Source organism: Pseudomonas entomophila, assembly GCF_013523165.1.
Taxonomy (GTDB): domain Bacteria; phylum Pseudomonadota; class Gammaproteobacteria; order Pseudomonadales; family Pseudomonadaceae; genus Aquipseudomonas; species Aquipseudomonas entomophila_A.
The window spans coordinates 1-24,605 of sequence record NZ_JAAMQI010000021.1 but is presented as its reverse complement, the minus strand read 5'-3'; the positions used below and the strand labels follow the sequence as shown (position 1 = coordinate 24,605).

The following is a 24,605-nucleotide window of genomic DNA, read 5'->3' as shown; positions in this document are numbered from 1 at the left end:
CCGCCTGCTCGCTCAATGGTTGGTCAACCGCTGTCGCACCGGCGACGAGCTGGGCGTCAGGGCAAGGGCCAGCTGGGTCCGGTTGTGCATGCGTGTCAGGCGTAGCACCTGGGACACGTAGAGTTTGACCGTGTTTTCGGTGATACCGAGCGCGCAGCCGATCTGATGGTTGGTCTGGCCGCGCCCGACCAGGCGCGCGACTTCCAGTTGCCGGGGCGAAAGGGCGCCGAACACGGCTGGCAACAATTCGAGGTCGGTGTCCACCTCGATGTCTGGATCACTCGAGCGACGAGACAGGTTGCCGCCGCGGGCGCGTTCGAGATCCTGGTGCAGATGGTCGATGAAATCGCCCAGGTCTTGCAGGCGCTGGCTGAGGTGCTCGACGTCCTGCTGGACCCGGCGCCCCTGGAGCACTTCGTGTTCCAGTCGGTGCATCTCGAGCAGCCACTCGTCGAGATCGAGCGGGCGTGCGTGATAATCGGCGAACCCTGCACGCAGCGCCTGGAGCACGGCAGGGGCGTCGTCGCGTTGAGTGATCAGCGTGGCCCTGAAGGCACGTTGCGGGGTGCCGACACGCTCCAGGGATCGGACCAGCGCCCAGTGCTCGACATCGGGTGTCTGTACGGCGCAGACGATCAAGCCGATGTCGGCTTCGGCGGCATAGCGCTTCAAGGCCTGCGCCGGGCCCTCGACGGTGACGTGGGCGTAACCGTCACGTGTGAGCACGGTGCGCAGGGCATCGACGGCGCACACGCCATCATGGACGATGAGGACTTTCACTTCATGGTTACGCTGACTCACGTTCAACTCCCTGTCGACGGTGGCGCTCCTGCGCCATTACCGGGCGATTCATGGCTGCAGAAAGGCCTGCAGCGCGATCAGATTCACGACAACCACAGCACCGTCCAGACGAACCCGACCATCACGTAGGGTGCCAGCGGCTGTTTGTCGCCAAGGCCTTCGATCACCTGGCGCATGCGCTGCTTGAGCCGTGCGTTGAGCACCGTCCACAGGCGACGACGCCCCAGTATCCAGACCAGCAAGGCAATGCCTGCACCGATGAAAGTGCCCAACACATAGTCATGGCTGGTCGCCAATGCCAAGGCACCTAGCAGTTTCACATCCCCAGCCGCGAAATGCCCGAGCCAGTAACCGGGCAGCGTCATCATCATGACGATTGCCAGCCCCCATCCGGCATCGCTGGCCGAGGCGCCAATCCAGGTGTGCCCCGTGGCGAACAGCCAGATCAGGGCCCCGGTGGCAACGCCGAGGGTCAGGGTGTCGGCGATCTGACGTCCGCGGATGTCCTGCTCGGAACACATGGCCAGCCACATCAAGAGAACAATGCTCTGCATCGACCCAGCACCACGCTTCAGGTTGGTCATCGGTTCAGGCTGACGGCAGCCTTGCTTTCAGGGTAGACCGTCTCGGCGATGCGAGCCTGTAAACGGATGTAAAAAACCTGAAACGATGGCTAGATGGCATCATGCAGGGTCAGCGCGGCGGATAATGCGCCATGATCTGGCCTATCTCTTTCTGGATGGCCTGGCTGCGCGCCTGCGGGCCAGACGCCGATTCGTCGACCACGTGCTCTGCGCTGCCTCGCCAGACCAGCTTGCCGTCGCGACCGTCGAACAGGTCGATCTGAAGCGTGGCGACCTTGTAGTCGATGCTGCGCGTCTCGTTGTACATCGGACCGCCCCAGTACCCCCCTCCCCAGTAGCCGCCCCAGCCTGCGCCGTAGTTGTTGGTGACCTGTTGCTGACGATCCTCGACCACCAGGTAGGCGCGTACCGTCACGTCTGCCGGCGCACTCGCCTGAGCCGGGCGCAGGCCCCGTTGGTCGAGCTGGCTGGCGATGGCTTCGCGGATGCGTTGCTCGGTCAAGTCGCTCTTGATGCGTGGGTCGTCCGGGCGGTACTCCAGTGCCGGTCGTTGCCAGGCCCAGCTGCGATAGGCCGCGAAATCGCGCCCGGCATCGAAATCCTGTGAGACGTGGCTGGTGGCGCAAGCGCCCAGCAACAGCATGAACGACAGCAGCACGATACGAGAGACCATGGCCTTTCTCCGTTACCTGTATTCAGCTGGGCGGGAAGCCGCTCAGCGCTTTCTTGACCGCCTCGCGCACGGCGCCTTCGCGTTCCCGCGGCGATGAGCCATCGCTGCCGGTTTCGGCGCTGCCGCTCCACACGGGTTGGCCGTCCCGCGCATCGAACAGGTCGATGTTCACCACCATCACTTCGACCGTGTAGGTGCGCACCACCGGAACGCTGGCGTAACCGCCATAGCCGTTGCGATAGCCACCGTAGCCTACGCCGCCGTAGGGCGAGCCGCCGTAGGGGTAGTCGTCATAATCGCGCACCTGGCGCACCCGCCGCTCGAGCCGGACGTTCGCGCTGACCAGCACATCGCCCGCGCGGTCCCGTGCCGGGCGCAGGCCTTGCTGGTCGAGCGCGCTGCCGATGGCATCGGCCAGTTGCGCAGGGTCGGTGTTGGCCCCCCCGCTCGGCAGGCGACCTTCACGCCAGCTCCAGCTTCGGTAGCGGCCGTAGTCGCGGGGAGGTGCCGGGTAGGCGCTGGCGTCGAAGGTCCGGCTGGCCTGCGCCGGCGCGGGCGGCAGGGGCAGCGAACTGGCGACGTACGGGTTGGGGCTCTGGCAGGCACTCAGCACGAAAGGCAGCACGGCCAGGCACAGGCGTCGATGCAACATGGTGACCTCCTGCCGGGTTGTCATCAGCGTGGCCTGCAGATCCAGTGCAGGTAGCGACCTAATCCGGCGAAGCTGGGGTGACGGCGGTGGGCCAGTTCCATCTCCAGCAGGTCGGCCAACGCCGCCTTGGTCTGGAAGTCCCTGGGCATGTAGTCGTGGAAGACACGTACGCCGCTTTCGCTTTCGACCTGCCAGAGGGGTTCGAGTTGCGTGCGCAGTTCGCGAGGGTCGAGGGGCGTCTGTGGGGTGAGGCTCTGCTTCTCTCCGGCCAGTTCGTCGCTGCGCAACTTGCGCCAGTGGCCCTTGAGCAGGTTGCGGTAGACCAGGGCATCGCGGTTGTAGAACGCCAGGGACAGCCAGCCATCGTCACGGGTCAGGTGGCGCAGGACCGGCAGGATGGCCGGTGGCTCGGCCAGCCACTCCAGGACGGCATGGCAGACGACCAGGTCGAAGGGAGTGTCGAGCTGCGCCGGCAGGGACTGCCAGTCGGCCTGGAGGAAGGTGGCGTGTCGACCGGCCTCGGCAAATCGCTCACGCGCGCCTTCGAGCATGGGCGCGGCAGGCTCGGCGAGCGTCACCTGGTGCCCACGTTCGGCCAGCCACAGCGCCATGTGCCCCAGCCCGGCACCGACGTCGAGCACGCGCAACGGGCGGTCGGGCAGGGTCTGCGCCAGGTCGGCCTGCAGGACGGCAAGGCGGATGGCGCCTTTGGCACCGCCGTAGATCTTGTGCGCAAAGCGCGTGGCCAGCGCGTCGAAGTGACGATCGTTCATCGGGCGAAGCGCCGTTCGCTGTCGGCCAGCTTGTCGCGCACGACGGTGTCCAGGTCCAGCCCCAGTTCGCTGCACAGCAGCAACAGGTACAGCACCACGTCACCGATCTCCTGACCGGCGTGGGCCAGCTGATCGGCGGGCAGTTGACGTGACTGGTCTTCGCCGAGCCACTGGAAGATCTCGACCAGCTCGGCCATTTCGACGCTGGCCGCCATGGCCAGGTTCTTGGGGCTGTGGAAGCGTTGCCAGTCGTTGGCGTCGCGGATGGCATGCAGGCGTGCGGTCAGTTCGGACAGGTTCATCGGACTCGTTTCATCAATGCGGACCCAGGCGCATAGCTTCGGGCCCGCGTCGAGGCAACGCAAGGGGCAAGACCGCATCGGACGGGCCGTGCAGGTCGGTGCCCCCCCGGTCCTCAGGTCAGCCCGTACCAGCGACCCTCCAGGTGCAAGGGCCCGCTGTGCCCCTCCAGGCGCATCTGCCCGGTCGTGCCCTGTAGATCGCTGGTGGAGAGGATCACCTCGCTGGGCAGGCGGATCGGCTTGTGGAAGGCGACCTCGACGCCATGACCGCTGGAAGGCAGGTGATCCTGCAAGGCCGCCAGGGTTCTGGCCAGGCTGTACATGCCGTGGGCGATGGCCGTGGGGAAGCCGAACAGTCGAGCGCTGACGGCGCTCAGGTGAATCGGGTTGTAATCGCCGCTGACCTTGGCGTAGCGACGGCCGATGTCACTGTCGGCGTACCAGCGGGTCAAAGGGGCCTGCGTGGACGGGGCGTCGTGCGCTGTGGCGTCAGCGTCTGCCGGGACGTCGAGGCGCAGGCCGCGGACCAGCATGCGGCTGGTCTCGCGCCAGATCACACCCAGGCCATCCTCGGCCTCGGTGACCAGGTCGAAGGTGCCACCCTTGGCATGCGGGCGCAGGTTCTCGGCGTGCACCGCGAACTGCAGGCTGTCGAGGGCGCCCAGTGGGCGCAGGACCTCGAGACGGTTGCCCAGGTGGACCATGCCCAGCAGCGGGAAGGGGAAGTCCGGCGCGGTCATCAGTTGCAGGTGCAAGCCGAAGGCCAGGACGTGGGGGTAGGTCGCCGGCAGATGGCTGTCGTCAGGAAAGCGGCACAGGCCTCGGTAGGCGGCCAGGTGGTCGCGGTCCACGCGCAGGGTGCAGCGCAGGCCATGGGCGGGCAGTGTCTTGCCACGTATCGTGCGTGTGCGCAACGCGCGCAGGTACAGGCTTGCGGTCGGGTCGGGGGCGTGCAGGTCATGCCACTCGATAGCCATGTTCATGCTCCCATCAAGGCCTGGCCGCAGACCCGCAGCACCTGGCCGGTGACGGCCCCGGAGCCCGGTTGCCCGAGCCAGGCCACGGCCTCGGCCACATCCTGCGAACGCCCGCCCTGGCCCAGGGAGGCCAGGCGCCGGCCGGCCTCGCGCAGCCCGAAGGGCATGGCGGCGGTCATGTGGGTCTCGATGAAGCCTGGGGCCACGGCGTTGATGGTTACCCCGCGTTCGGCAAGGCGAGGGGCCAGCGCCTGTGCCAGGCCGATCAGTCCGGCCTTGCTCGTGGCGTAGTTGGTCTGGCCACGGTTGCCGGCGATGCCGCTGACCGACGCCAACAGCACCACGCGGCCGCCGCTGCGCAGGGTGCCGGTGTCGAACAGAGCCTGGGTCAGGACCTGGGGGGCGTCGAGGTTCACCGCCATGACCGAGTCCCAGTACTCGGGCGTCATGTTGGCCAAGGTCTTGTCACGGGTGATGCCGGCGTTGTGCACGACCAGGTCCACGCCGTCGCCCAGGCTCGCCTGCAGGCGTTCGGCGGCATCGGCGGCGCAGATGTCGAGGGCCAGCGCCTGGCCTCCCAGGCGAGCCGCCAGGGCCTCCAGGTCCTGACGTGCCTGGGGCACATCCAGCAACACCACCTCGGCGCCATCGCGCACCAGGGTTTCGGCGATCGAGGCGCCGATGCCGCGGGCTGCGCCGGTCACCAAGGCCCGGCAGCCACCCAGGGGGCGGGTCCAGTCCTGGACCTGGCGCTCGCACCCTTGCAGGCGCAGGACCTGGCCGGATACGAAGGCGCTCTTGGGCGACAGGAAGAAGCGCAGGGCGCCTTCGAGCTGGTCGTGGGCGTCTTCGCTCACGTACAGCAGTTGAGCCGTGGCACCGTTGCGCAGCTCCTTGGCCAGCGAGCGGCTGAACCCTTCGAGGGCGCGCTGGGCGACACTGGCGGCCGGGTCCTGCACGGTTTCCGGGGGCTTGCCGAGGAGGACCACGTGGGCACTGCGGTCGAGGCTGCGCAGCAGCGGCTGGAAGAATTCGCGCAACTGCTTGAGCTGGCCGCTGTCGGACAGGTGACTGGCGTCGAAGACCACCGCCTTGAGCTTCGGCCCCAGCCCGGCCACCCAGGCGGGCGTGTGCAAGCCTTCGCCGGCGTAGCTGTAGCAGGTGTCGGTCAGGCGCGCGGCGAACGCTTCCACTGTATTCGCCAGGGGCCCGCCACCGATGACCAGGGCGCCGTCGACCGGGCGCAGGCGGCCGGATTGCCAGCGCTCCAGCGGGGCAGGACGGGGCAGCCCGAGCGCGTCGACCAGGCGCCGGCCCAGGGGGGAGTTGGCGAAGCCAAGGTATCGATCACTCATGTACGGGTCTCCTTGAGGCAAGCATGCAGTGTGGACCATTCGTACGCCGGGGTCGTTCGAACCGGGCAAAAACACCTAGGCTCTATGGATCAAGAGGTGTCAGGAGGAGTATGCGCATGCGTGAAGCACGTCGGGTCGCGATCATCGGCGGCAACCGAATCCCGTTCGCCCGTTCCAACGGTGCCTACGCCCAGGCCAGCAACCAGGCGATGCTGACCGCCACCCTGGAGGGCCTGGTCGAGCGCTATCGCCTGCATGGCCAGCGCCTGGGGGAGGTGGTGGCCGGGGCGGTGCTCAAGCATTCGCGCGACCTGAACCTGACCCGCGAGTGCGTGCTGGGGTCGCGGTTGTCTGCGCAGACGCCTGCCTATGACGTGCAGCAAGCCTGCGGCACGGGGCTGGAAGCGGCCCTGCTGGTGGCGAACAAGATCGCCCTGGGGCAGATCGACTGTGGCATCGCCGGCGGTGTGGACAGCACGTCGGATGCGCCGATCGCTGTCAGCGAAGGCCTGCGCCAGGTGCTGTTGCAGGCCAATCGTGGCAAGGACCTTGGCCAGCGGCTCAAGCCCTTTCTCAAGGTGCGCCCGTCGCACCTGAAGCCTGAGTTGCCGCGCAATGGCGAACCACGGACCGGTTTGTCCATGGGCCAGCACTGCGAGCGCATGGCCCAGCACTGGCAGATTCTGCGGGAAGAACAGGATGCCCTGGCGCTGCTCAGCCATCGGCGCCTGGCCGCGTCGTACGCTGAAGGCTGGCATGACGACCTGCTCACGCCTTACCTGGGGCTGACGCGCGACAACACGTTGCGGCCCGGCCTGACCGATGCGCAGCTGGCGGCCCTCAAGCCGGTGTTCGAGCGTGGCGGGCAGGGTACGTTGACGGCGGGCAACTCGACCCCGCTCACCGACGGTGCGTCCCTGGTGCTGCTCGGGAGCGAGGCCTGGGCCGAGGCACAAGGGCTGCCGGTCCAGGCCTGGTGGGTCGATGGCGAGACGGCGGCGGTGGACTTCGTCAGGGGCCAGGAGGGGTTGCTGATGGCGCCAGTGCATGCCGTGCCCCGGTTGCTGGCCCGCAATGGCCTGAGCCTGCAGGATTTCGACTATTACGAAATCCACGAGGCCTTCGCAGCGCAAGTGCTGTGCACGCTCAAGGCCTGGGAAAGCGAGGCGTACTGCCGCGAGACGCTGGGGCTGCCCGGCGCCCTGGGCGCGATCGACCGCAGCCGGTTGAACGTCAAGGGCAGTTCGCTGGCGGCCGGTCACCCGTTCGCGGCAACGGGCGGGCGTATCCTGGCGCACCTGGCCAAGTTGCTGGCGCATGCCGGGAAGGGGCGGGGGTTGATTTCCATCTGCGCGGCGGGTGGTCAGGGCGTGACGGCGATCATCGAGCGCTAGGCAGTGAAGGGTCGTTATATATAGGCGGGGGACTGATTTTGTGGGCCCACAGGGCCCACATCACACTTGGCAGAAACCATAGAATCTCCCACAGGTGACCGCGATAGCCTGCAACCCCGCGATTGGGCCCGTCAGGACCCACAAGCTGGTATCCACGAACGCCAGAGGACGCGGCATGGTCTTTGCTGGCATGCTCCGGCTTTTGACCCAGACGACGCCATGCCGCTCCCCAACCGCCTCGCCAGCCCAAGACCCATCCCGACGCTCGAGGCCCTGCCCAGGCCACTGTACGCCCGCGCCGAAAGCCTCGGGGCCGGCTCGTGGACCACGCGGCATTGCCACGACTGGGTGCAGTTTTCCTATGCGATCACAGGCGTGCTGGGCGTCTACACCGAAAGCGGCAGCTATTTTGCGCCGCCGCAATGGGGCATCTGGATCCCGGCAGGCGTGGCGCACGAGGTGGTCACCTCGACCCGGGCGGACATGCGCAGCCTGTACGTACGACGCGACGCCTGCACGTGGGCGGCTCCCTACTGCCGAGTCCTGGAGGTGACGCCCCTGACCCGCGAGCTGATCAAGCAGTTCTGCCTGTTCGACGCGCATTATCCACAAGCGGACAGCGCCGAGGCGCGCCTGGTCGCGGTGCTGCTGGATCAGCTCGAAGGCCTGCCGGAGGTGGGGTTCTCGTTGCCGTTGCCGCGCCATCCCGGCTTGCTGACGCTGTGCAATGCCATGCTCGCCGAACCGGATCGGCCCCACACGCTCGGGCCCTGGGCCGAGCGCCTGGCCTGCTCGGAAAAAACGCTGACCCGGCTCTTCCCCCGCGAGACGGGCCTGAGCTTCCGGCATTGGCGCCAGCGCATGCGCCTGCTGTCGTCGTTGGCCCTGCTGGAGAACGGCGACAGCGTGACGGACACCGCGCTGGGCTGCGGCTATGAATCGACGTCGGCCTTTATCGCCGCCTTTCGCCAGCGTTTCGGTTTCACGCCCGGCGAACTGCGGCGCTGAGGATCAGGTCCGGAAGCGCCGTACCAGTGCATCCAGCTCGTTGGACAGGCCGGCCAGGCTTTCCGAGTCGTGACGGGCCGCCTGGGCCAGTTCGGCCACCAGTTGCGCATCGCCATGAATCTGGCTGATGTGGCGGTTTATGTCCTCGGCCACCTGGTGCTGCTCCTCGGCCGCCGTGGCGATCTGGGTGTTCATGTCGCGGATGATGTCCACCGACTCGCGGATCTGCCCGAAGCTGTCACGGGCCTGGCTGATGCGGGTGACCGAGTCCTGGGACACGTCCAGGCTGGCGTGCATCTGCCCGGCGACTTCGGCGGTCCGCGACGCCAGGTTGCCGAGCAGGCCGTCGATCTCGGCGGTGGAGTCGGCGGTGCGCTTGGCCAGGGCGCGGACTTCGTCGGCCACGACCGCGAACCCTCGGCCCTGCTCGCCGGCGCGCGCCGCTTCGATGGCGGCGTTGAGCGCCAGCAGGTTGGTCTGTTCGGCGATCGAGCGGATGGTCCCGAGAATCGACTGGATCGAGTTGCTGTCGCGCTCCAGTTGCTGGATCGACTGCGCCGACTGTTCGATCTCCTGGCTCAGGCGGTGCACGCTCTGCACCGCCGCGTCGATCTGCTGCTGCCCCTCATGCGCCTGGCGCTGACCGCTGTCGGCGGATTCGGCGGCCTGACTGCAGGAACGCGCCACTTCGTTGGCCGTGGCGACCATTTCGTGGAAGGCGGTGGAGACCATGTCCACTGCTTCGCGCTGGCGCCCGGCGGCCTCGGCCATGTTGCCGGACACCTGGGTGGAGCTGGCTGACGTGCTGAGGATCTTGCCCGCCGCACCGCCGATGTGCTGGATCAGGCTGCGAATGGCGCCCAGGAACTGGTTGAACCAGCTGGCCAGTTGCGCGGTTTCGTCACGCCCCCGTACGTCCAGGCTGCGGGTCAGGTCGCCTTCGCCCTGGGCGATGTCTTCCAGGCCGCTGGTGACGCTGTTGATCGGGCGCACGATCAGCCGCGCGAAGGCAGCGCCGACGATGGCGAAGACGATCGCCAGCACCAGGGCGATCCCGCCGATCAGCCAGGACAGGCGGGTGGCCGACTGCATCACTTCACGCTCCTGGATCAGGCCGATGAAGGTCCAGCCGAGGGCCTCGTCGGGGTACACGTTGGCCATGTAGCGCTCACCGTCGATGGTGACCTCGACCAGGCCCTTGCCGGCACGGGCCAGCTCGGCATAGCCGTCGCCGAAGCTGGCCAGCGGCTTGAAATTGTGCTCGGCGTCGCGCGGGTCGACCAGCACGTTGCCGTTGTTTTCCACCAGCATCAGGTAGCCGCTGTCGCCGAGCTTGATCTTGCGCACGATCTCGGTAAGGCCGCCAATGGACACGTCGACCCCCACGACGCCCCCAGGGTTGCCCAACTGGTTGGTGACGGTGCGCACGTTGCCAATGAGCACGGCGTTGTCCGCCGGCCAGTAGTACGCGCTGGTGCGCACGGTCTTGCCCGGCTGCGCCATGGCCGCCTGATACCAGGGGCGCTGACGGGGGTCGTAGTTGGTGAAGTTCTGCCCGGCCGGGTAGGAGACGTACCCGCCGTCGCTCACGCCGTACGACAGGTAGGCGTAGCTTGCATGGCTGTTGCCCAGGGCGTTGAAGATGTCCAGGACGCGCTGGTCACGCTCGCCCAGCACGCGGGAGGGTGCTGCACTCATGTACTTGTTCAGCTCGCCATTGCCGGCCGTGATCGCCGGGTGATTGGCGAGCATTTCCACGTTCTCGTCGATGGCCTTGAAGAACAGCTGCATGGCATTGCTGACCTGCCGCACCTCGCGCGTGCTGCTGTCGAGAAAGCCCTCACGCGACTCGCTGCGCAGGTTCAGCACCACGAGGGTGGCGACCAGCACGATGGGCAGGCCGGCGATGACGGCGAACGCCCACGTCAGTTTTTGTTTGATGTTCATCCACGCTCCCGGTTTTTTTTATAAAGCTTGGCAGATACACAAGCCATCGGCAGCGCAGGGGGTTCTCTTGAGGCATCGCGTCTGGATTCAGCCAGGGATGTCGCGATCGGAACATCATCCTGTCGGGTTCGGCATGCGCGGTCTTTCGTCGGTGTGGTTCGGCGCGTTGCAACAGCCGCTCGCCAGGCCTTCCAGGATCGGGCAGTCGGGGCGCGTGTCGCCCTGGCAGGAGGTGACCAGGCGATCGAGCGTGTCACGCAGGCCGACCAGCTCGTCGATACGCCTGTTCAAATCGTCGATGTGCTGGGTGGCCAGCCGCTTGACGTCGGCACTGGCCCGGTCGCCGTCCTGCCACAGGCGCAGCAACTGGCCGACTTCATCCAGGGAGAACCCCAGGTCGCGCGCACGCTTGATGAACCCCAGGCTGTCGAGGTCCTGCTCGCGGTACACGCGGTAGCCGCTGTCGCTGCGTGTGGCCGGTCGCAACAGGCCGATGGTTTCGTAGTAGCGGATCATCTTGGCACTGAGCCCGCTGCGTCGGGCGGCTTGTCCGATGTTCATGAGGCCTCGCGGAGTAGGGAGGGGGACCAGGTCTTCAACCACAATGCATTGCTGACCACGCTGACGCTGGACAATGCCATCGCGGCACCGGCCAGCACCGGGTCGAGCAGGCCGAACGCGGCCAGCGGGATGCCGATCAGGTTGTAGATGAAGGCCCAGAACAGGTTCTGACGGATCTTGGCGTAGGTCTTGCGGCTGATCTCGAGCGCGGCGGGCACCTGCCGAGGGTCGCCCCGCATGAGGGTGATGCCGGCGGCCTGCATGGCCACATCGGTTCCGCCCCCCATGGCGATGCCGATGTCGGCAGCTGCCAGGGCGGGCGCATCGTTGATGCCATCGCCGACCATAGCCACCACACCTCGCTCGCGCAGCGCCTGTACCCGGGCAGCCTTGTCGGCCGGCAACACCTGCGTCTGCACCTGGGTGATGCCGGTCGCCTCGGCCACCGCCTGGGCGCTGCCGTGATTGTCGCCGGTCAGCAGGTGGCAGGCGATGCCCTGGGCCTGCAAGGCCTGCACGGCCACGCGTGCGCCAGGCTTGAGGGTGTCGCCGAACGCGAACAGGCCGAGTACGCGCGGTACCGGGGCCTGCTCGACCAGCCAGGAGAGGGTATGACCTTGCCCCTCCCAGGCCTGTGCCTGGACGGCCAGTGCGCTGGGGAGCGATTCGCCCGGTGTGAGCAGGTGAGCGTTGCCCAGGGCAAGGGTTCGCCCCTGGACCTGGCCGACGATGCCTTGCCCACTGACCACGCGGGTTCGGTCGGGCGGCTGCACCGTCACGCCGTGTGCGTGGCAGGCCTCGAGCATGGCGTGGGCCAGTGGATGCTCGCTGCCGCGCTGCAGGCTGCCGGCCAGTGCCAGCACGTCGGCCTCATCGCTGTCGCTGGCCTGCCAGTGCACCAGGCGTGGACGGCCGGACGTCAGCGTACCGGTCTTGTCGAAGACCACCTGGCCCACGGCATGGGCGCGCTCCAGGGTCTCGGCGTCCTTGATCAGGATACCGTGGCGGGCCGCCACGCCAGTGCCTGCCATGATTGCCGCAGGCGTGGCCAGGCCCAGTGCGCAGGGGCAGGCGATCACCAGCACGGCGACGGCATTGATCACCGCCACCTGGGCCTCGGCCCCTGCCCACAGCCAGCCGAGCAAGGTGCACAGGGCCACCAGCAGGATGACCGGGACGAACACCTGGCTGACCCGGTCCACCAGCTGCTGGATCGGCGCCTTGGCCGCCTGGGCCTGTTCGACCAGGCGAATGATGCGGGCCAGCACGGTTTCGGTGCCGACCGCCAGGGTGCGCACCAGCAGTTGCCCGTCGACGTTGATGGCGCCGCCCGTCACACGATCGCCTGGCTGCTTGGGCACCGGCCGGCTCTCGCCGCTGATCAGCGATTCGTCGGCCAGGCTGCTGCCGTCCAGGACCTCGCCGTCGACCGGGAAGCGCTCGCCGGGCTTGATCCGCACCTGGTCCCCCACACGCAATTGGCTGATCGCGACGTCCTCTTCCTGACCCTCGACCACCCGTGTCGCCCGTTCCGGTCGCAAGGCTTCGAGGGCGCGCAAGGCGCTGGCAGTCTGGCGTTTGGCGCGCCGCTCCAGGTACTTGCCGAGCAAGACCAGGGCAATGACCACCGCCGAGGCCTCGAAATACACGTGCGGGGAAGCGCCTGCGTCGGCCATTGCCCACTGGTACAGGCTCAACCCGTACCCGGCGCTGGTGCCGAGCGCGACCAGTTGATCCATGTTGCCGGTCCTGGCGCGCAGGCCTTTCCAGGCGGCGACATAGAAGCGTGCGCCGAGCACGAACTGCACAGGTGTCGCGAGCAGCCATTGCGCCCAGATCGGCAGCATCCCGTGTACACCGAACGGTTGCAGTGCCATGGGCAACACCAGTGGGGCGGCCAGCAGCAGGGCGAGGATCAAGGCCGTGCGCTCGCTGAACAGGCCCTGGCGGTGCCCGGCAGCAGCCGGCTGCGCATCCGTCAGGGGCCTGGCGTCGTAGCCTGCGTCGCGCACGGCGTCGGTCAGCGCGTCGAGGGCGACCGAACCGAGCGCCTGGACCTGGGCCCGTTCGCTGGCCAGGTTGACGCTCGCCTGCAACACGCCGGGCACCTTGAGCAAGGCGCGTTCGACCCGTGCGCTGCAACTGGCGCAGGTCATGCCGTCGATGCGCAGGTCCAGCGTCTGCGAGGGCACGTGGTAACCCGCCTGGGACACTGCCTCGATCAAGCTCGGCAGGCTCTGCGGCGGGGCGTCGACGCGCGCCTGCTCGGTCGCCAGGTTGACGCTGACCTGGTCGGCCCCGGCCACCTGGCGCAAGGCCCGTTCGACCCGGCCTGCACAACTGGCGCAGGTCATGCCGTCGATCGGCAGGTGATAGGTGATGGCTGCTGGCATGGTCTGGCTCCTCGGTTCACACCGTCAGCATCGACCTTGCCCCGTGGTCAAGGTCAATAGCCCAGGCTGGTCGGCCTCAGCGTGAAGCCAGGGCCTTCCATGGCGATACGGTATTTGACGATCTGCCCGGCCGGCAGCGTGAGGCGCACGCTGCGCTGGTTTTCCAGACCGTTGCTGCAGCCCGGTGCCTGGCCGGGCAAGCGCCGCAGGCGCACGTCCACCTGTCCGGCCGGCAGGTTGAACGAGGTGGACTGCTCCTGGAACAGCCGCGCCACCAGTTGATCGTTGAGGTAGATGCCGATCTCGCAGCTGGTCGCCACTTCCAGGCGCTCCCGGGAAATGATCAGCACGCTGTAGTCATGGTTGCCTTCGGCATGGGCAGGGGGCAGCGCCAGGGCGCTCAGCAGCCCCATCACGCCGATCGTTGTCTTGATCATCACGGCTCTCCTGTCGACCGCCTGGCAAAGGCGCAGCTTGGCCGACCTGGGGCCAGATTTCCAGCGCCAGGCGCTGCACGGGCTTGACCTTGCCATGGGGGCAAGCAAGAGACTGACGTTCATTTCGACAGGAGGAAGACCATGCAGACGTTCCAGGTACAAGGCATGAGCTGTGGCCACTGCGTCAAGGCCGTAACCCGCGCCCTGCAGGCACACGATGCCGAGGCGGTGGTGGACGTGGACCTGGCGAGCGGACGGGTGAGCGTGACCAGCGCGTTGTCGGCCGATCAGATCCTCGCAGCCATCACCGACGAGGGCTATCAGGCTAACGCGCTCTAGACGAGTGCGGAGGTGTCCGACCGCTCGGCAAGGTTTTCATGCCGAGCGCAGGCAGGCCAGGTAGACTGCGCAATTGCTTAGCCTGCTAAGGATGTTGGATGAACCTTCGAATGATCTTGATCCTGGGGGCCCTGAGCGCGTTCGGGCCCCTGGCGATCGACTTTTACCTGCCTGCCTTTCCGGCCATGGCGCAGGCCTTCGCCACCGATGAAAAGCACGTGCAGACCACGCTCGCGGCCTACTTCCTCGGCCTGTCGATCGGGCAGTTGGCCTATGGGCCGATCGCCGACCGTTTCGGTCGACGGTTGCCATTGCTGTTCGGCGTGGGGCTGTTCGCCGTCGCTTCATTCGTGTGCGCCTATGCGCCGACACTGGACGCGCTGATCGCCGCACGCTTCGTTCAGGCGCTGGGGGGCTGCGCCGGCATGGTGCTGTCGCGGGCCATCGTCAGCGACCGCTGTGAGCCGATCGACGCGGCCAAGGTGTTCTCGCAACTGATGCTGGTCATGGGGCTGGCACCGATCCTGGCACCGATGCTCGGGGGATTGCTGGTCAGCGTCTCGGGCTGGCAGTCCATCTTCCTGGTGCTGAGCCTGTTCAGTGCGATGTGCCTGCTGGCAGTCTACCTGGGCCTGGGCGAAAGCATGCCGGCGCACCTGCCGCGCCAACCCCTGTCAGGCGCGCTGCGTCAGTATGGTCGGTTGCTGCGTGACCGGGCGTTCGTGGGCCATGCCTTGACCGGCGGCATCGCCATCGCCGGCATGTTCGCCTACATCGCCGGCTCGCCGTTCGTGTTCATCAAGCTCTATGGCGTACCGGCCGAACATTATGCCTGGCTGTTCGGGATCAACGCCGCAGGCTTCATCCTCGTCGCCCAGGTCAACGCACGTCTTCTGGCACGCCGTGGCCCGGCCGTCCTGCTGGGGCGGGCTGTCTGGGTCTACCTGGGGGCAGCGCTCGCCCTGCTGCTGGTGGCCACGCTGCGGCCTGCGTCGCTCTGGCCACTGCTGGTGCCGCTGTTCATCTGTATCGCCAGCCTGGGGTGCATCGCGCCCAATGCCTCGGCTTGTGCCATGGCCGGGCAGGGCGCACGTGCCGGCAGCGCCTCGGCACTGATGGGCTGCCTGCAGTTCAGCGTGGCGTCCGGGACGGCGGCGCTGGTCGGCGTGCTGCACGATGGCAGCGCGGTGCCCATGGCGCTGGTCATCAGCCTGTGCGGTGCAGCTGTGGTCGTCATGGCCGCACTGGCGCGCCGGGTGAGGCGCTTGGCTTGAAAGCCGGGGTCGTGCGGCGCGGGTGTGAAGCTTTGACACAACTTGGCGAATAGGGAAATTTCCTATTCTTCTGCCATACCTTGTGAACCTCCACGTGGGCATTCGCTTATCCGCCTGGATGCAGTGACATGCCCTCGACGTGTGCGAGCTGGCAAAGACTGGGCATGACATCGTGCGCATGCTCTGACTGATGGGTCACGTGCACGACATTGGATCCATCAACCTGAACGACCCTGTGCCTCTGCGGCGGTTCGAGCCTGTTTCAGGTCAGAAGCGCGTGCAGGCGCGCCGCTTATACTGCCCCCGGCAGCCAGTGCCAGCGAGAGACGCTTCCCTGCCAGGGCGCAGTGCGCGGCCACGTGGGGGCAGCCTGGCAGAGGTCATGCCGTTCTGACGTGTTCGTACCTTGCGCGGCCTGGTGATTGTCCGAGGCGCTCGTCCAGCCTGGCTGATGTTCCGCAATCAGACAGATGACGCAGGGAGTACCCGAAAGATGAAAGCTGTCAGCAGTATCAGCCAGATCGCCAGCTTGATGGCCGACCCCAAACGCAGCGCCATGTTGTGGGCGCTGATCGATGGGGTCGCGCGGCCGGCCGAGGAATTGGCCGCGATGACCGGTTTGACCGCGTCGTCGGCATGCGCCCACCTTTCGCTGCTGTCCACGGGCGGGTTGGTGCGGCCGGAAACGCGTGGCCGCAAACGTTATTTCCGCCTGGCCACGCCCGAGGTCGGCATGGCGGTGGAAGCCATGGCCAGTGTTCGCATTGGTGCTGCGCCAGGCAAACCCGTCCAGCGTCTGCCGTTGGACATTCCTGTGTCGATGCGCCAGGCACGGCGGTGCGGTGATCATCTGGGAGGGAAGCTGGCTGCCGACCTGTACGAGCGCCTGGTGCTGGCGAACTGGTTGGAGGGTCAGGAGCCGCAGCAGCGTGTCAGTCTGGAAGGGCGCCAGCAGATGGCCGCGATTGGCGTGTTCATCGATGCCCTGGCACCGGGCGCGCAGCGTGACTGCGTGATCTGCCATTGCTGCCAATGGAGCGATCAGCGCCCGCATCTGGGCGGTAGCATGGGGCAGGCGTTCCTCAAGCTGTTCATGCAGTCAGGCTGGATTCGCGAGCATGAGCAGTCGCGTGCCCTGCGCCTCTCGGCCTTCGGCTTGCAGCAGATCAATCAGATCGCGTGCCTGCCGACCTGGCAGGTCGGTTAGCTGACGCCGCGGCCGCGCCGGCGTGTGCCGAACGCGAATCGTACGCACAGGTGCGATTCGCGTTCGGCAGGGCGGGGCGACGCCTTACTTGACCAGACGTGCATCCAGGCTGTTCTGCGCCAGCCGGGTGGCCTGGGCCTGGGTCATGCCCAGGTGCTCGTGCAAGGCCATGAAGTTTTCGGTCACGTACCCGCCGAAATAGGCCGGGTCGTCGGAGTTGACCGTGACTTTCACGCCACGCTCGAGCATGTCGAGAATGTTGTGCTGGCCCATGTGCTCGAACACGCACAGCTTGGTGTTGGACAGGGGGCAGACGGTCAGCGGGATCTGCTCGTCGATGATCCGCTGCATCAGGCGCTCGTCCTCGATGGCGCGCACGCCATGGTCGATACGCTCGATCTTCAGCAGGTCCAGGGCCTCCCAGATGTACTCGGGCGGGCCTTCCTCACCGGCATGGGCCACGGTCAGGAAGCCTTCGGCACGGGCACGGTCGAACACGCGCTTGAACTTGCTGGGCGGGTGGCCCATCTCGGAGCTGTCCAGGCCGACGGCGACGAAGGCATCGCGGAACGGCAGGGCCTGGTCCAGGGTGCGTTCGGCCTGCTCCTCGCTCAGGTGGCGCAGGAAGCTCAGGATCAGCCCGCTGGTGATGCCCAGCTGCTCGCGGCCATCCTTGAGCGCACGGGTGATGCCGTCGAGCACGACCTCGAAGGGAATGCCACGGTCGGTGTGGGTCTGCGGGTCGTAAAACGGCTCGGTGTGGATGACGTTCTGCGCCTTGCAGCGCTGCAGGTAGGCCCAGGTCAGGTCGTAGAAGTCCTGCTCGGTACGCAGGACGTTCGCGCCCTGGTAGTAGAGGTCGAGGAATTCTTGCAGGTTGCCGAAGGCATAGGCGCTGCGCAGCGCGTCCACGTCCTGCCAGGGCAGGGCGATCTTGTTGCGTTCGGCAAGGGCGAACAACAGCTCGGGCTCGAGCGAACCTTCAAGGTGCAGGTGCAGTTCGGCCTTGGGCAAGGCATTGAGCCAGTCATACATGGTGCGAATCTCGATCAACTAACAATCGAGCATTGTACAGGTCCAGCCCCCACACGGGGGACGAGTCGACCGAGTGACGCCAGGGCCGTGCTCGAATCCCGCCGCGCGCGAGGCCTGCCAGTTACCAGGGCAGCGGCTTGCCGGTGTAGTCCAGGAAGCGAAGCCCGCCGTGACCGGCCTGGGCCTCGACCTGCTCGAGCAGCCCTCGGGTGCTGGTCAGCACGTCGATCTCGGCGTTCTCGCCGCCCATTTCAGTGCGGACCCAGCCAGGGTGCATGGCCAGCACGCAGAGGTCCGGACGCTGCAGCGCCACCACGAAGCTGTTGATCATCGAATTGAGCGCGGCCTTGCTGGCCTTGTACAAGCAGATCTCACCGGCATCCGGGCTGGTCACGCTGCCCAGGCCCGAACTCATGAAGGCCACGACGCCCGTGCCGGGCCGCACCTGATCGACCAGGCGACGGGCGACGCGAATCGGCGAGACCGCGTTGGTCAGGAACAGCTCGCCCACCTGTTCGAGGTGGATGGTGTCAGCGGACTGCGGCAAGGGGCCCATGACGCCGGCGTTGACGAACAGCAGGTCGAGCACTTCATCCGCCAGGCGGTGCTGGAGCGTATCGAGCTGCGAGGCGTCGTTCATGTCCAGGGCTTCGACCCGTACGCCCGGCAATTCATGCAGGGCCGTGGCCTTGGCCGGATCGCGCACGGTCGCGATGACGTGCCAGCCCTGTTCGTGCAGCCGCTGGACCAGCCCCAGGCCGAGGCCACGCGAGGCGCCGATGACCACTGCGGTTTTGGATGCGCTCATGGAAACTCCTAGTGGTGAATGAAAGCCCCAGCATACGCCAGGTCACGGCGCTCGACAGGCCGGTAAGCTGTACAAAAAATGATCTATCGGCTGCGAGCCTTGTCGCATCACGGGCTTCGCGAGGCACGCACGGGTTATCCACAGGCTGATCCACAGCAGGTGTGTGAAACTCAGCGTCGATCTGGCCAGGTCTGCCTGTCCGCCTGTGGATGAACGGTGGGATCCGGTACTCGGCAACCGGTATGAAACGCCTGGTCAAAAAACAGCCAATCTCTTGCAGGGCACGCCGTGCGTGGGGTGCAGGGGTATGCCCCAAGCTTATCCACAAGGCGGCCCACAGCGGATGTGGGCAACTTAGGCCAGGGGTACAAGCTGGATGCGGCCGCGGCTCAAGTCTGCCAGCAGCCGTTGCAAGTGCTCGGCCCGGTCCGGACCCAGGGCCAGGTGCAGGTCGACGCCGTTGGCGGTGAATTGCTCCTCGACCACGATCCCATCGACTTCCGCCAGGCGTAGCTTGAGCAGGGCCAGTTCACTGAACGTGCAGGTGCAGGTGAACGTGTCGCGCTGCACCAGGACTCGCTTGGGTGCCTGTTGCAGGCACTTGTTGGCGCCGCCGCCATACGCCCGTGCCAGCCCGCCGGTGCCCAGCTGAATACCGCCGTACCAGCGGATCACCAGCACCACGACCTGATCGCAGTCCTGGGCCTCGATCGCCGCCAGGATGGGCCGTCCGGCCGTGCCGCCCGGCTCCCCATCGTCGGTGCTGCGGTACTGGTCGCCCAGTTTCCAAGCCCAGCAGTTGTGCGTGGCGGCGGGGTCGGCATGGCGTTCCAGGAAGCGCACGGCGTCCTCGACCGAGGTGATCGGGGCGGCCAGGGTGATGAAACGACTCTTGCGGATCTCCTCGCGAAACTCGCAGAGGTCGAGCAGGGTAGAAGGCATAGGCTCACGTCAGACGGGCGGGGTGATTCCACACCCTTTGAGGATGATATGGACCAGGTTGTCGCTGGCCATCTGCATGTCCTGCTTGGTCAGGCGCTTGCGCTCGGTGACCTGGCAGATCTGGGTGGCGAAGTCAGCGTAGTGCTGGGTGCTGCTCCAGATCAGGAAGATCAGCTGGACTGGGTCGACCGGGTCCATCTTGCCGGCCTCGATCCAGGCCTGGAACACCTCGGCGCGCCCCTGGAACCAGTGGCGGTAGTCGGCGCTGAAGTAGTCGCCCAGCCGCTGCCCGCCGCTGATCACTTCCATGGCGAAGATCCGCGAGGCCTTGGGGTTGCGTCGGGAGAACTCCATCTTGGCGCGGATGTAGCGCGTCAGGGCCTCGCCCGGATCGTCATCGACGGTCAAGGTGTTGAAGGTGCTGTCCCACAGGTCGAGGATGTTGCTCAGCACGGCGACGTACAGGCCCAGCTTGTTGGTGAAGTAATAGTGCAGGTTGGCCTTGGGCAAGCCGGCCTTGGTCGCGATGGTGTTCATGCTGGTGCCCTTGAACCCATGGCGCGCGAACTCGTCCTCGGCCGCCTGGAGAATGGCCTGCTCGTTCTTCTGACGAATGCGCCCGGCCGGTCTGCCGGAGGGGGAGGCGCGGTGCGCGGGCACTTCTAGACTCATTGAGCGCTTCCATACGAAAGGTGCGGATGACGAGGGGACAGAGTACCTGCCTGAAACAGGGTGACAAGTCCTAGCGTGTCGCCGCCAGGCTTTCCAGGAAGCTTTCCACGACCAGGTTCGGGCGACGCCCTTTGCGGGTGACCCAGCACAGGTTCAGGTCATGGAAGCGCGAGGCCGACTTGAGCGCACGCAGGCGCCCCTCCCTGACCCAGGTGTCGGCGTAATGCTCGGGCAGGTAGCCGATGTAGCGTCCGGTGAGAATGAGAAAGGCCATGCCCTCGCGATCCGAGGCACTGGCCGTGCAGCGCAGGGCCTGGTAGTACGCCTGGATCTCGGCCGGTAGCCGGAAGGTCGGTGCCACGGCGTCCTGGGCGTCGAGTCGCGCATCGTCGACGTGCGCATCGTCGGCGTAGAACAGCGGATGGCCCACGGCGCAGTAGAGCAACGAGCGCTCGCTGTACAGCGGCTGGTAGTCCAACCCGGCCAGTGGATGGGTCTGCGGCACGACGCCCACGTGCAAGCTGCCCGCGAGCACACCTTGCTCGACCTCGCTGGGCGGGATCATGCGGATCTGGATGTGCACGTCCGGCCCGCGGTCTTTGAGTTCGGCCAGGGCATGGGTGATGCGCATGTGTGGCAGCGTGACCAGGTTGTCGGTGAGGCCGATGTTCAGCTCGCCACGCAGGTGCTGGTGCAGGCCGTTGACCTCGGTGCGGAAGGTTTCCAGGGCCGCGAGCAGCTGCAGGGACGACTGGTAGACCTCGCGGCCCTCCTCGGTCAGGGAAAACCCGGCACGTCCTCGCTGGCACAGACGCAGGCCCAGGCGTTGCTCCAGGTCGTTCATGTGCTGACTGATGGCCGAGCGGCCGATGCCCAGCACGTTCTCGGCAGCCGAGAACCCCCCGCACTCGACCACGCTGCGGTAGATCTTCAGTAGGCGGATATCGAAGTCGCTGACCTGGGCCAGCACGTCGGGGCGACGGCTCATCGGTTTAGTGAACGCCTGACTGAAGGTTAGAAGCGAGGGGTTTTCCGAACTTTATCCGCGTGCCACTGTGGCTGCAACAACACCCCATCGCTGACCGAATCCGCGAGGACCCTTGATGAACATGTTCGAGAATGCGCCCACAGGTGTCGCCAGCCAGCTCAAGCTGGATGCGCACTGGATGCCGTACACCGCCAATCGCAACTTCCACCGCGACCCGCGGCTGATCGTGGCGGCCCAGGGCAACTACCTGACTGATGACAAGGGTCGGCAGATCTTCGATGCCTTGTCCGGGCTGTGGACCTGCGGCGCCGGCCATACTCGCCAGACCATCACCGAAGCCATCGCCCGTCAGGCGGGCGTGCTGGACTACTCGCCAGGTTTCCAGTTCGGGCATCCGCTGTCGTTCCAACTGGCAGAGAAGATCGCCGAGCTGACGCCTGGCGATCTCGATCACGTCTTCTATACCAACTCGGGCTCCGAGTGCGCCGACACTGCGCTGAAGATGGTGCGCGCCTACTGGCGCCTGAAAGGGCAGGCGAGCAAGACCAAGATCATCGGCCGTGCACGCGGCTACCACGGTGTGAACATCGCCGGCACGAGCCTGGGCGGGGTCAATGGCAACCGCAAGATGTTCGGCCAGCTGCTGGACGTCGACCACTTGCCGCACACCGTGCTGCCGGTCAACGTCTTCAGTCAGGGGCTGCCCGAGCAGGGCGGTGTCGCCCTGGCCGACGAGATGCTCAAGCTGATCGAACTGCACGATGCGTCGAACATCGCTGCGGTGATCGTGGAGCCACTGGCCGGATCGGCGGGCGTGCTGCCGCCCCCCAAGGGCTACCTCAAGCGGCTGCGCGAGATCTGCACCCAGCACAACATCCTGCTGATCTTCGATGAAGTCATCACCGGCTTCGGGCGCATGGGGGCCATGACCGGTGCCGAGGCGTTCGGCGTGACGCCCGACCTGATGTGCATCGCCAAGCAGATCACCAACGGTGCCGTGCCCATGGGGGCCGTGGTCGCGCGGCAGGAGATCTACCAGACCTTCATGAACCAGCCCATCCCGGAATACGCCGTGGAATTCCCGCACGGTTACACCTATTCGGCGCACCCCTTGGCCTGTGCCGCCGGCCTGGCGACGCTGGAACTGCTGGAGCGCGAGAACCTGGTGCAGGCGGCCGCCGAGTTGGCGCCGCACTTCGAACGTACGCTGCACGGCATCAAGGGCACGCGCCATGTGGTCGACATCCGCAACTACGGGCTGGCGGGCGCGATCCAGATCGCACCGCGCGACGGCGATGCGATCGTGCGGCCGTTCGAGACGGCCATGAAGCTCTGGCAAGCCGGGTTCTACGTGCGCTATGGCGGCGACACCCTGCAATTCGGCCCGACCTTCGCGACCCAACCGCACGAGCTCGATCGTCTGTTCGACGCGGTGGGCGAGACACTCGCCCAGGTCGACTGACCGACTGAATGCCACGCGCGGGCGCCGTCACGGCGCCTGCCGTCCCTTTTCGACTGGAGTCTTGCATGAGCACTGTTCAGCACCTGATCAACGGTGAGCTGGTTTCCCATGGCGGGCGCACCGCCGATCTCTTCAACCCTTCCACCGGCCAGGTCATCGGCCAGGTCGAGCTGGCCGACCGCGCGACCGTGCAACAGGCGATCGACGCTGCCAAGGCCGCGTTCCCGGCGTGGCGCAACACGCCTGCCGCCAAACGCGCGCAGGTGATGTTCCGTTTCAAGCAATTGCTCGAGCAGCACGAGGCGGCCATCGCACAACTGATCAGCACCGAACATGGCAAGACGCTCGAAGACGCCGCTGGCGAACTCAAGCGCGGGATCGAGAACGTGGAGTTCGCCTGCGCGGCCCCGGAGATCCTCAAGGGCGAGTACAGCCGCAACGTCGGGCCGAACATCGATGCCTGGTCCGATTTCCAGCCCCTGGGCATCGTCGCCGGGATCACGCCGTTCAACTTCCCGGCGATGGTGCCGTTGTGGATGTACCCGTTGGCGATCGTGTGCGGCAACGCCTTCATCCTCAAGCCATCGGAACGTGACCCGAGCTCGACACTGTACATCGCACGCCTGCTCGAGGAGGCCGGGTTGCCCAAGGGCATCCTCAACGTGGTGCATGGCGACAAGGACGCGGTCGATGCACTGATCGAGGCACCCGAGGTGAAAGCCTTGAGCTTCGTCGGCTCGACGCCGATCGCGGAGTACATCTATGCCGAAGGGACGCGCCGTGGCAAGCGCGTGCAGGCGCTGGGCGGGGCGAAGAACCACGCAGTGCTGATGCCCGACGCGGAACTGGACAATGCCGTCAGCGCCTTGATGGGGGCGGCCTATGGCTCCTGTGGCGAGCGCTGCATGGCCATCTCGGTGGCGGTCTGCGTGGGCGATGCGATCGCCGATGCCTTGATCGCCAAGCTCGAGCCGCAGATCAAGGCGTTGAAGATCGGTGCCGGGACTGCGTGCGGCCTGGACATGGGGCCGCTGGTGACCGCTGCTGCGCGTGACAAGGTGGTCGGCTACATCGACGACGGTGTGGCCGCTGGGGCGCAGTTGGTGGTGGACGGGCGTGGTTACCGCGTGGCAGGCCACGAGGAGGGGTACTTCGTAGGGGGCACGCTGTTCGACCGCGTGACCCCACAGATGCGTATCTATAAAGAAGAGATCTTCGGCCCGGTGCTGTGCGTGGTACGGGTGGGCAGCCTGGAAGAGGCAATGAACCTGATCAACGCCCATGAGTATGGCAATGGCACCTGTATCTTCACGCGTGACGGTGAAGCGGCGCGGCTGTTCTGCGATGAGATCGAGGTGGGCATGGTCGGGGTGAACGTTCCGTTGCCGGTGCCAGTGTCCTATCACAGCTTCGGTGGCTGGAAACGCTCGTTGTTCGGTGACCTGCATGCGTACGGGCCTGATGGCGTACGCTTCTATACCCGTCGCAAGGCGATCACCCAGCGCTGGCCGCAGCGCAAGACCCACGAAGCGTCGCAGTTCGCGTTCCCGAGTCTGTGAAGGCGTGCGCAGGAAGGCGAGGTGAGTGCTTTCCTGCGTATTTCACCGAAATGAAGGTTTTTTGAAATTAACGGTTGACGGACTTTCAGATCCCCTTATAATGCGCACCACTTCCAACGCAGACGGAACGATAAACGCCTTGTTAATCAACAGGTTGCGTGAATCAGAACGAAGCGGGAAGTGCTCCGGTCTCGACCGGAAGCGGTGAAAAAAGGCAGTTGACAGCAGGTTGTAACGCTGTATGATTCGCCTCCCGCTTCGAGAGATCGCAGCGAGTCAAGTGGTTGAAGTTGTTAGGGTTTCCCGAAAAGAACTTCAAAATAAACGCTTGACACACAACGAGGACAGCGTAGAATGCGCGCCTCGGTTGAGACGAAAGCTTCTCAACCAACCGCTCTTTAACAACTTGAATCAAGCAATTCGTGTGGGTGCTTGTGAGTTTGGACTGATAGTCAGATAGAT

Annotated in this window: 24 protein-coding genes and 1 pseudogene; 7 read left to right on the top strand and 18 right to left on the bottom strand. The window is 66.1% G+C overall.

The window, feature by feature from the left end; translation table 11 throughout:
• Positions 1–12: 12 nt before the first annotated feature.
• The 8 genes from G7Z99_RS15785 to G7Z99_RS15750 all read right to left on the bottom strand — a co-directional run bounded on the left by G7Z99_RS15785 (position 13) and on the right by G7Z99_RS15750 (position 6,117).
• A complete protein-coding gene (locus G7Z99_RS15785) occupies positions 13–801 on the bottom strand; it encodes a LuxR C-terminal-related transcriptional regulator (protein ID WP_181095391.1) in 789 nt (262 codons plus the stop codon).
• 83 nt (positions 802–884) lie between these two features.
• Positions 885–1,355 carry a prepilin peptidase gene (locus G7Z99_RS15780; protein ID WP_181095389.1) on the bottom strand — a complete coding sequence of 157 codons (471 nt, stop codon included), beginning with the start codon at positions 1,353–1,355 and terminating at the stop codon, positions 885–887.
• Between the two features lie 139 nt (positions 1,356–1,494).
• Positions 1,495–2,058, bottom strand: coding sequence for a DUF4136 domain-containing protein (locus G7Z99_RS15775; RefSeq protein ID WP_181095387.1), 564 nt, complete (start codon positions 2,056–2,058; stop codon positions 1,495–1,497).
• Positions 2,059–2,080: 22 nt separating this feature from the next.
• Positions 2,081–2,710: a DUF4136 domain-containing protein gene (locus tag G7Z99_RS15770; protein WP_181095385.1), complete on the bottom strand. Its 630-nt coding sequence runs from the start codon at positions 2,708–2,710 to the stop codon at positions 2,081–2,083.
• A gap of 23 nt (positions 2,711–2,733) precedes the next feature.
• A complete protein-coding gene (locus tag G7Z99_RS15765; protein WP_181095383.1) occupies positions 2,734–3,483 on the bottom strand; it encodes a methyltransferase domain-containing protein in 750 nt (249 codons plus the stop codon).
• The gene (locus G7Z99_RS15760) at positions 3,480–3,785 is read right to left on the bottom strand and encodes a MazG-like family protein (protein ID WP_181095381.1); all 306 of its coding nucleotides are present in this window, start codon (positions 3,783–3,785) and stop codon (positions 3,480–3,482) included. Before G7Z99_RS15760 ends, G7Z99_RS15765 begins: the two co-directional genes overlap by 4 nt.
• Before the next feature lie 113 nt (positions 3,786–3,898).
• Positions 3,899–4,762 (bottom strand): MaoC family dehydratase, encoded by an 864-nt coding sequence (locus G7Z99_RS15755; protein ID WP_181095379.1) that lies wholly within the window; start codon positions 4,760–4,762, stop codon positions 3,899–3,901.
• Between the two features lie 2 nt (positions 4,763–4,764).
• Positions 4,765–6,117 (bottom strand): 3-oxoacyl-ACP reductase, encoded by a 1,353-nt coding sequence (locus tag G7Z99_RS15750; RefSeq protein ID WP_181095377.1) that lies wholly within the window; start codon positions 6,115–6,117, stop codon positions 4,765–4,767.
• A gap of 116 nt (positions 6,118–6,233) precedes the next feature.
• On the opposite strand from G7Z99_RS15750, the gene G7Z99_RS15745 reads away from it, so the two are divergent.
• On the top strand, positions 6,234–7,511 hold the full coding sequence (locus tag G7Z99_RS15745) for an acetyl-CoA C-acetyltransferase (protein ID WP_181095375.1): 1,278 nt from the start codon (positions 6,234–6,236) through the stop codon (positions 7,509–7,511).
• A 219-nt stretch (positions 7,512–7,730) separates the two neighbouring features.
• On the top strand, positions 7,731–8,519 hold the full coding sequence (locus tag G7Z99_RS15740; RefSeq protein WP_181095373.1) for an AraC family transcriptional regulator: 789 nt from the start codon (positions 7,731–7,733) through the stop codon (positions 8,517–8,519).
• 3 nt (positions 8,520–8,522) lie between these two features.
• Here G7Z99_RS15740 and G7Z99_RS20225 read toward each other — a convergent pair whose 3' ends face one another.
• From G7Z99_RS20225 to G7Z99_RS15720, 5 genes and pseudogenes are all read right to left on the bottom strand, one after another.
• On the bottom strand, positions 8,523–9,251 hold the full coding sequence (locus tag G7Z99_RS20225) for a methyl-accepting chemotaxis protein (protein WP_375139165.1): 729 nt from the start codon (positions 9,249–9,251) through the stop codon (positions 8,523–8,525).
• Between the two features lie 129 nt (positions 9,252–9,380).
• Positions 9,381–10,271 (bottom strand): annotated as a pseudogene (locus G7Z99_RS20220) (cache domain-containing sensor histidine kinase); the annotation flags it as partial.
• Between the two features lie 309 nt (positions 10,272–10,580).
• Positions 10,581–11,027 carry a Cu(I)-responsive transcriptional regulator gene (cueR, locus tag G7Z99_RS15730; protein WP_181095369.1) on the bottom strand — a complete coding sequence of 149 codons (447 nt, stop codon included), beginning with the start codon at positions 11,025–11,027 and terminating at the stop codon, positions 10,581–10,583.
• Positions 11,024–13,420, bottom strand: coding sequence for a heavy metal translocating P-type ATPase (locus tag G7Z99_RS15725; RefSeq protein WP_181095367.1), 2,397 nt, complete (start codon positions 13,418–13,420; stop codon positions 11,024–11,026). Before G7Z99_RS15725 ends, cueR begins: the two co-directional genes overlap by 4 nt.
• A 53-nt stretch (positions 13,421–13,473) precedes the next feature.
• On the bottom strand, positions 13,474–13,857 hold the full coding sequence (locus G7Z99_RS15720) for a hypothetical protein (protein ID WP_144940027.1): 384 nt from the start codon (positions 13,855–13,857) through the stop codon (positions 13,474–13,476).
• 141 nt (positions 13,858–13,998) lie between these two features.
• On the opposite strand from G7Z99_RS15720, the gene G7Z99_RS15715 reads away from it, so the two are divergent.
• The 3 genes from G7Z99_RS15715 (at position 13,999) to G7Z99_RS15705 (ending at position 16,677) form a co-directional block, all read left to right on the top strand.
• Complete coding sequence (locus G7Z99_RS15715; protein WP_181095365.1) at positions 13,999–14,196, top strand: heavy-metal-associated domain-containing protein; 198 nt, start codon at positions 13,999–14,001, stop codon at positions 14,194–14,196.
• A 98-nt stretch (positions 14,197–14,294) separates the two neighbouring features.
• Positions 14,295–15,470 (top strand): multidrug effflux MFS transporter, encoded by a 1,176-nt coding sequence (locus G7Z99_RS15710; RefSeq protein WP_181095363.1) that lies wholly within the window; start codon positions 14,295–14,297, stop codon positions 15,468–15,470.
• A 493-nt stretch (positions 15,471–15,963) separates the two neighbouring features.
• Positions 15,964–16,677: an ArsR/SmtB family transcription factor gene (locus G7Z99_RS15705; RefSeq protein WP_181095360.1), complete on the top strand. Its 714-nt coding sequence runs from the start codon at positions 15,964–15,966 to the stop codon at positions 16,675–16,677.
• A gap of 84 nt (positions 16,678–16,761) precedes the next feature.
• On the opposite strand, the gene G7Z99_RS15700 is transcribed toward G7Z99_RS15705, so the two are convergent.
• The 5 genes from G7Z99_RS15700 to G7Z99_RS15680 form a co-directional block, all read right to left on the bottom strand.
• Positions 16,762–17,712, bottom strand: coding sequence for an adenosine deaminase (locus G7Z99_RS15700; RefSeq protein ID WP_181095359.1), 951 nt, complete (start codon positions 17,710–17,712; stop codon positions 16,762–16,764).
• 121 nt (positions 17,713–17,833) lie between these two features.
• Positions 17,834–18,520, bottom strand: coding sequence for an SDR family oxidoreductase (locus G7Z99_RS15695; RefSeq protein WP_181095357.1), 687 nt, complete (start codon positions 18,518–18,520; stop codon positions 17,834–17,836).
• Positions 18,521–18,874: 354 nt separating this feature from the next.
• A complete protein-coding gene (locus G7Z99_RS15690) occupies positions 18,875–19,462 on the bottom strand; it encodes an IMPACT family protein (RefSeq protein ID WP_181095355.1) in 588 nt (195 codons plus the stop codon).
• 9 nt (positions 19,463–19,471) lie between these two features.
• A complete protein-coding gene (locus G7Z99_RS15685) occupies positions 19,472–20,134 on the bottom strand; it encodes a TetR/AcrR family transcriptional regulator (RefSeq protein ID WP_181095353.1) in 663 nt (220 codons plus the stop codon).
• Positions 20,135–20,204: 70 nt separating this feature from the next.
• On the bottom strand, positions 20,205–21,122 hold the full coding sequence (locus G7Z99_RS15680; RefSeq protein ID WP_181095351.1) for a LysR family transcriptional regulator: 918 nt from the start codon (positions 21,120–21,122) through the stop codon (positions 20,205–20,207).
• Between the two features lie 115 nt (positions 21,123–21,237).
• Here G7Z99_RS15680 and G7Z99_RS15675 point away from each other — a divergent pair, with 115 nt between their 5' ends.
• Positions 21,238–22,584 (top strand): aspartate aminotransferase family protein, encoded by a 1,347-nt coding sequence (locus G7Z99_RS15675; protein ID WP_181095349.1) that lies wholly within the window; start codon positions 21,238–21,240, stop codon positions 22,582–22,584.
• 65 nt (positions 22,585–22,649) lie between these two features.
• Positions 22,650–24,143 carry a CoA-acylating methylmalonate-semialdehyde dehydrogenase gene (locus G7Z99_RS15670; RefSeq protein ID WP_181095347.1) on the top strand — a complete coding sequence of 498 codons (1,494 nt, stop codon included), beginning with the start codon at positions 22,650–22,652 and terminating at the stop codon, positions 24,141–24,143.
• The last annotated feature ends 462 nt before the right edge of the window (positions 24,144–24,605 follow it).

What these genes read in the sequence shown, in the direction of transcription:
- G7Z99_RS15780 (WP_181095389.1), bottom strand. Translation starts at nt 1,355, where the DNA reads ATGCAGAGCATTGTTCTCTTGATGTGGCTGGCCATGTGTTCCGAGCAG.
- G7Z99_RS15775 (WP_181095387.1), bottom strand. Translation starts at nt 2,058, where the DNA reads ATGGTCTCTCGTATCGTGCTGCTGTCGTTCATGCTGTTGCTGGGCGCT.
- G7Z99_RS15770 (WP_181095385.1), bottom strand. Translation starts at nt 2,710, where the DNA reads ATGTTGCATCGACGCCTGTGCCTGGCCGTGCTGCCTTTCGTGCTGAGT.
- G7Z99_RS15765 (WP_181095383.1), bottom strand. Translation starts at nt 3,483, where the DNA reads ATGAACGATCGTCACTTCGACGCGCTGGCCACGCGCTTTGCGCACAAG.
- G7Z99_RS15760 (WP_181095381.1), bottom strand. Translation starts at nt 3,785, where the DNA reads ATGAACCTGTCCGAACTGACCGCACGCCTGCATGCCATCCGCGACGCC.
- G7Z99_RS15755 (WP_181095379.1), bottom strand. Translation starts at nt 4,762, where the DNA reads ATGGCTATCGAGTGGCATGACCTGCACGCCCCCGACCCGACCGCAAGC.
- G7Z99_RS15750 (WP_181095377.1), bottom strand. Translation starts at nt 6,117, where the DNA reads ATGAGTGATCGATACCTTGGCTTCGCCAACTCCCCCCTGGGCCGGCGC.
- G7Z99_RS15745 (WP_181095375.1), top strand. Translation starts at nt 6,234, where the DNA reads ATGCGTGAAGCACGTCGGGTCGCGATCATCGGCGGCAACCGAATCCCG.
- G7Z99_RS15740 (WP_181095373.1), top strand. Translation starts at nt 7,731, where the DNA reads ATGCCGCTCCCCAACCGCCTCGCCAGCCCAAGACCCATCCCGACGCTC.
- G7Z99_RS20225 (WP_375139165.1), bottom strand. Translation starts at nt 9,251, where the DNA reads ATGGTCTCCACCGCCTTCCACGAAATGGTCGCCACGGCCAACGAAGTG.
- cueR (WP_181095369.1), bottom strand. Translation starts at nt 11,027, where the DNA reads ATGAACATCGGACAAGCCGCCCGACGCAGCGGGCTCAGTGCCAAGATG.
- G7Z99_RS15725 (WP_181095367.1), bottom strand. Translation starts at nt 13,420, where the DNA reads ATGCCAGCAGCCATCACCTATCACCTGCCGATCGACGGCATGACCTGC.
- G7Z99_RS15720 (WP_144940027.1), bottom strand. Translation starts at nt 13,857, where the DNA reads ATGATCAAGACAACGATCGGCGTGATGGGGCTGCTGAGCGCCCTGGCG.
- G7Z99_RS15715 (WP_181095365.1), top strand. Translation starts at nt 13,999, where the DNA reads ATGCAGACGTTCCAGGTACAAGGCATGAGCTGTGGCCACTGCGTCAAG.
- G7Z99_RS15710 (WP_181095363.1), top strand. Translation starts at nt 14,295, where the DNA reads ATGAACCTTCGAATGATCTTGATCCTGGGGGCCCTGAGCGCGTTCGGG.
- G7Z99_RS15705 (WP_181095360.1), top strand. Translation starts at nt 15,964, where the DNA reads ATGAAAGCTGTCAGCAGTATCAGCCAGATCGCCAGCTTGATGGCCGAC.
- G7Z99_RS15700 (WP_181095359.1), bottom strand. Translation starts at nt 17,712, where the DNA reads ATGTATGACTGGCTCAATGCCTTGCCCAAGGCCGAACTGCACCTGCAC.
- G7Z99_RS15695 (WP_181095357.1), bottom strand. Translation starts at nt 18,520, where the DNA reads ATGAGCGCATCCAAAACCGCAGTGGTCATCGGCGCCTCGCGTGGCCTC.
- G7Z99_RS15690 (WP_181095355.1), bottom strand. Translation starts at nt 19,462, where the DNA reads ATGCCTTCTACCCTGCTCGACCTCTGCGAGTTTCGCGAGGAGATCCGC.
- G7Z99_RS15685 (WP_181095353.1), bottom strand. Translation starts at nt 20,134, where the DNA reads ATGAGTCTAGAAGTGCCCGCGCACCGCGCCTCCCCCTCCGGCAGACCG.
- G7Z99_RS15680 (WP_181095351.1), bottom strand. Translation starts at nt 21,122, where the DNA reads ATGAGCCGTCGCCCCGACGTGCTGGCCCAGGTCAGCGACTTCGATATC.
- G7Z99_RS15675 (WP_181095349.1), top strand. Translation starts at nt 21,238, where the DNA reads ATGAACATGTTCGAGAATGCGCCCACAGGTGTCGCCAGCCAGCTCAAG.
- G7Z99_RS15670 (WP_181095347.1), top strand. Translation starts at nt 22,650, where the DNA reads ATGAGCACTGTTCAGCACCTGATCAACGGTGAGCTGGTTTCCCATGGC.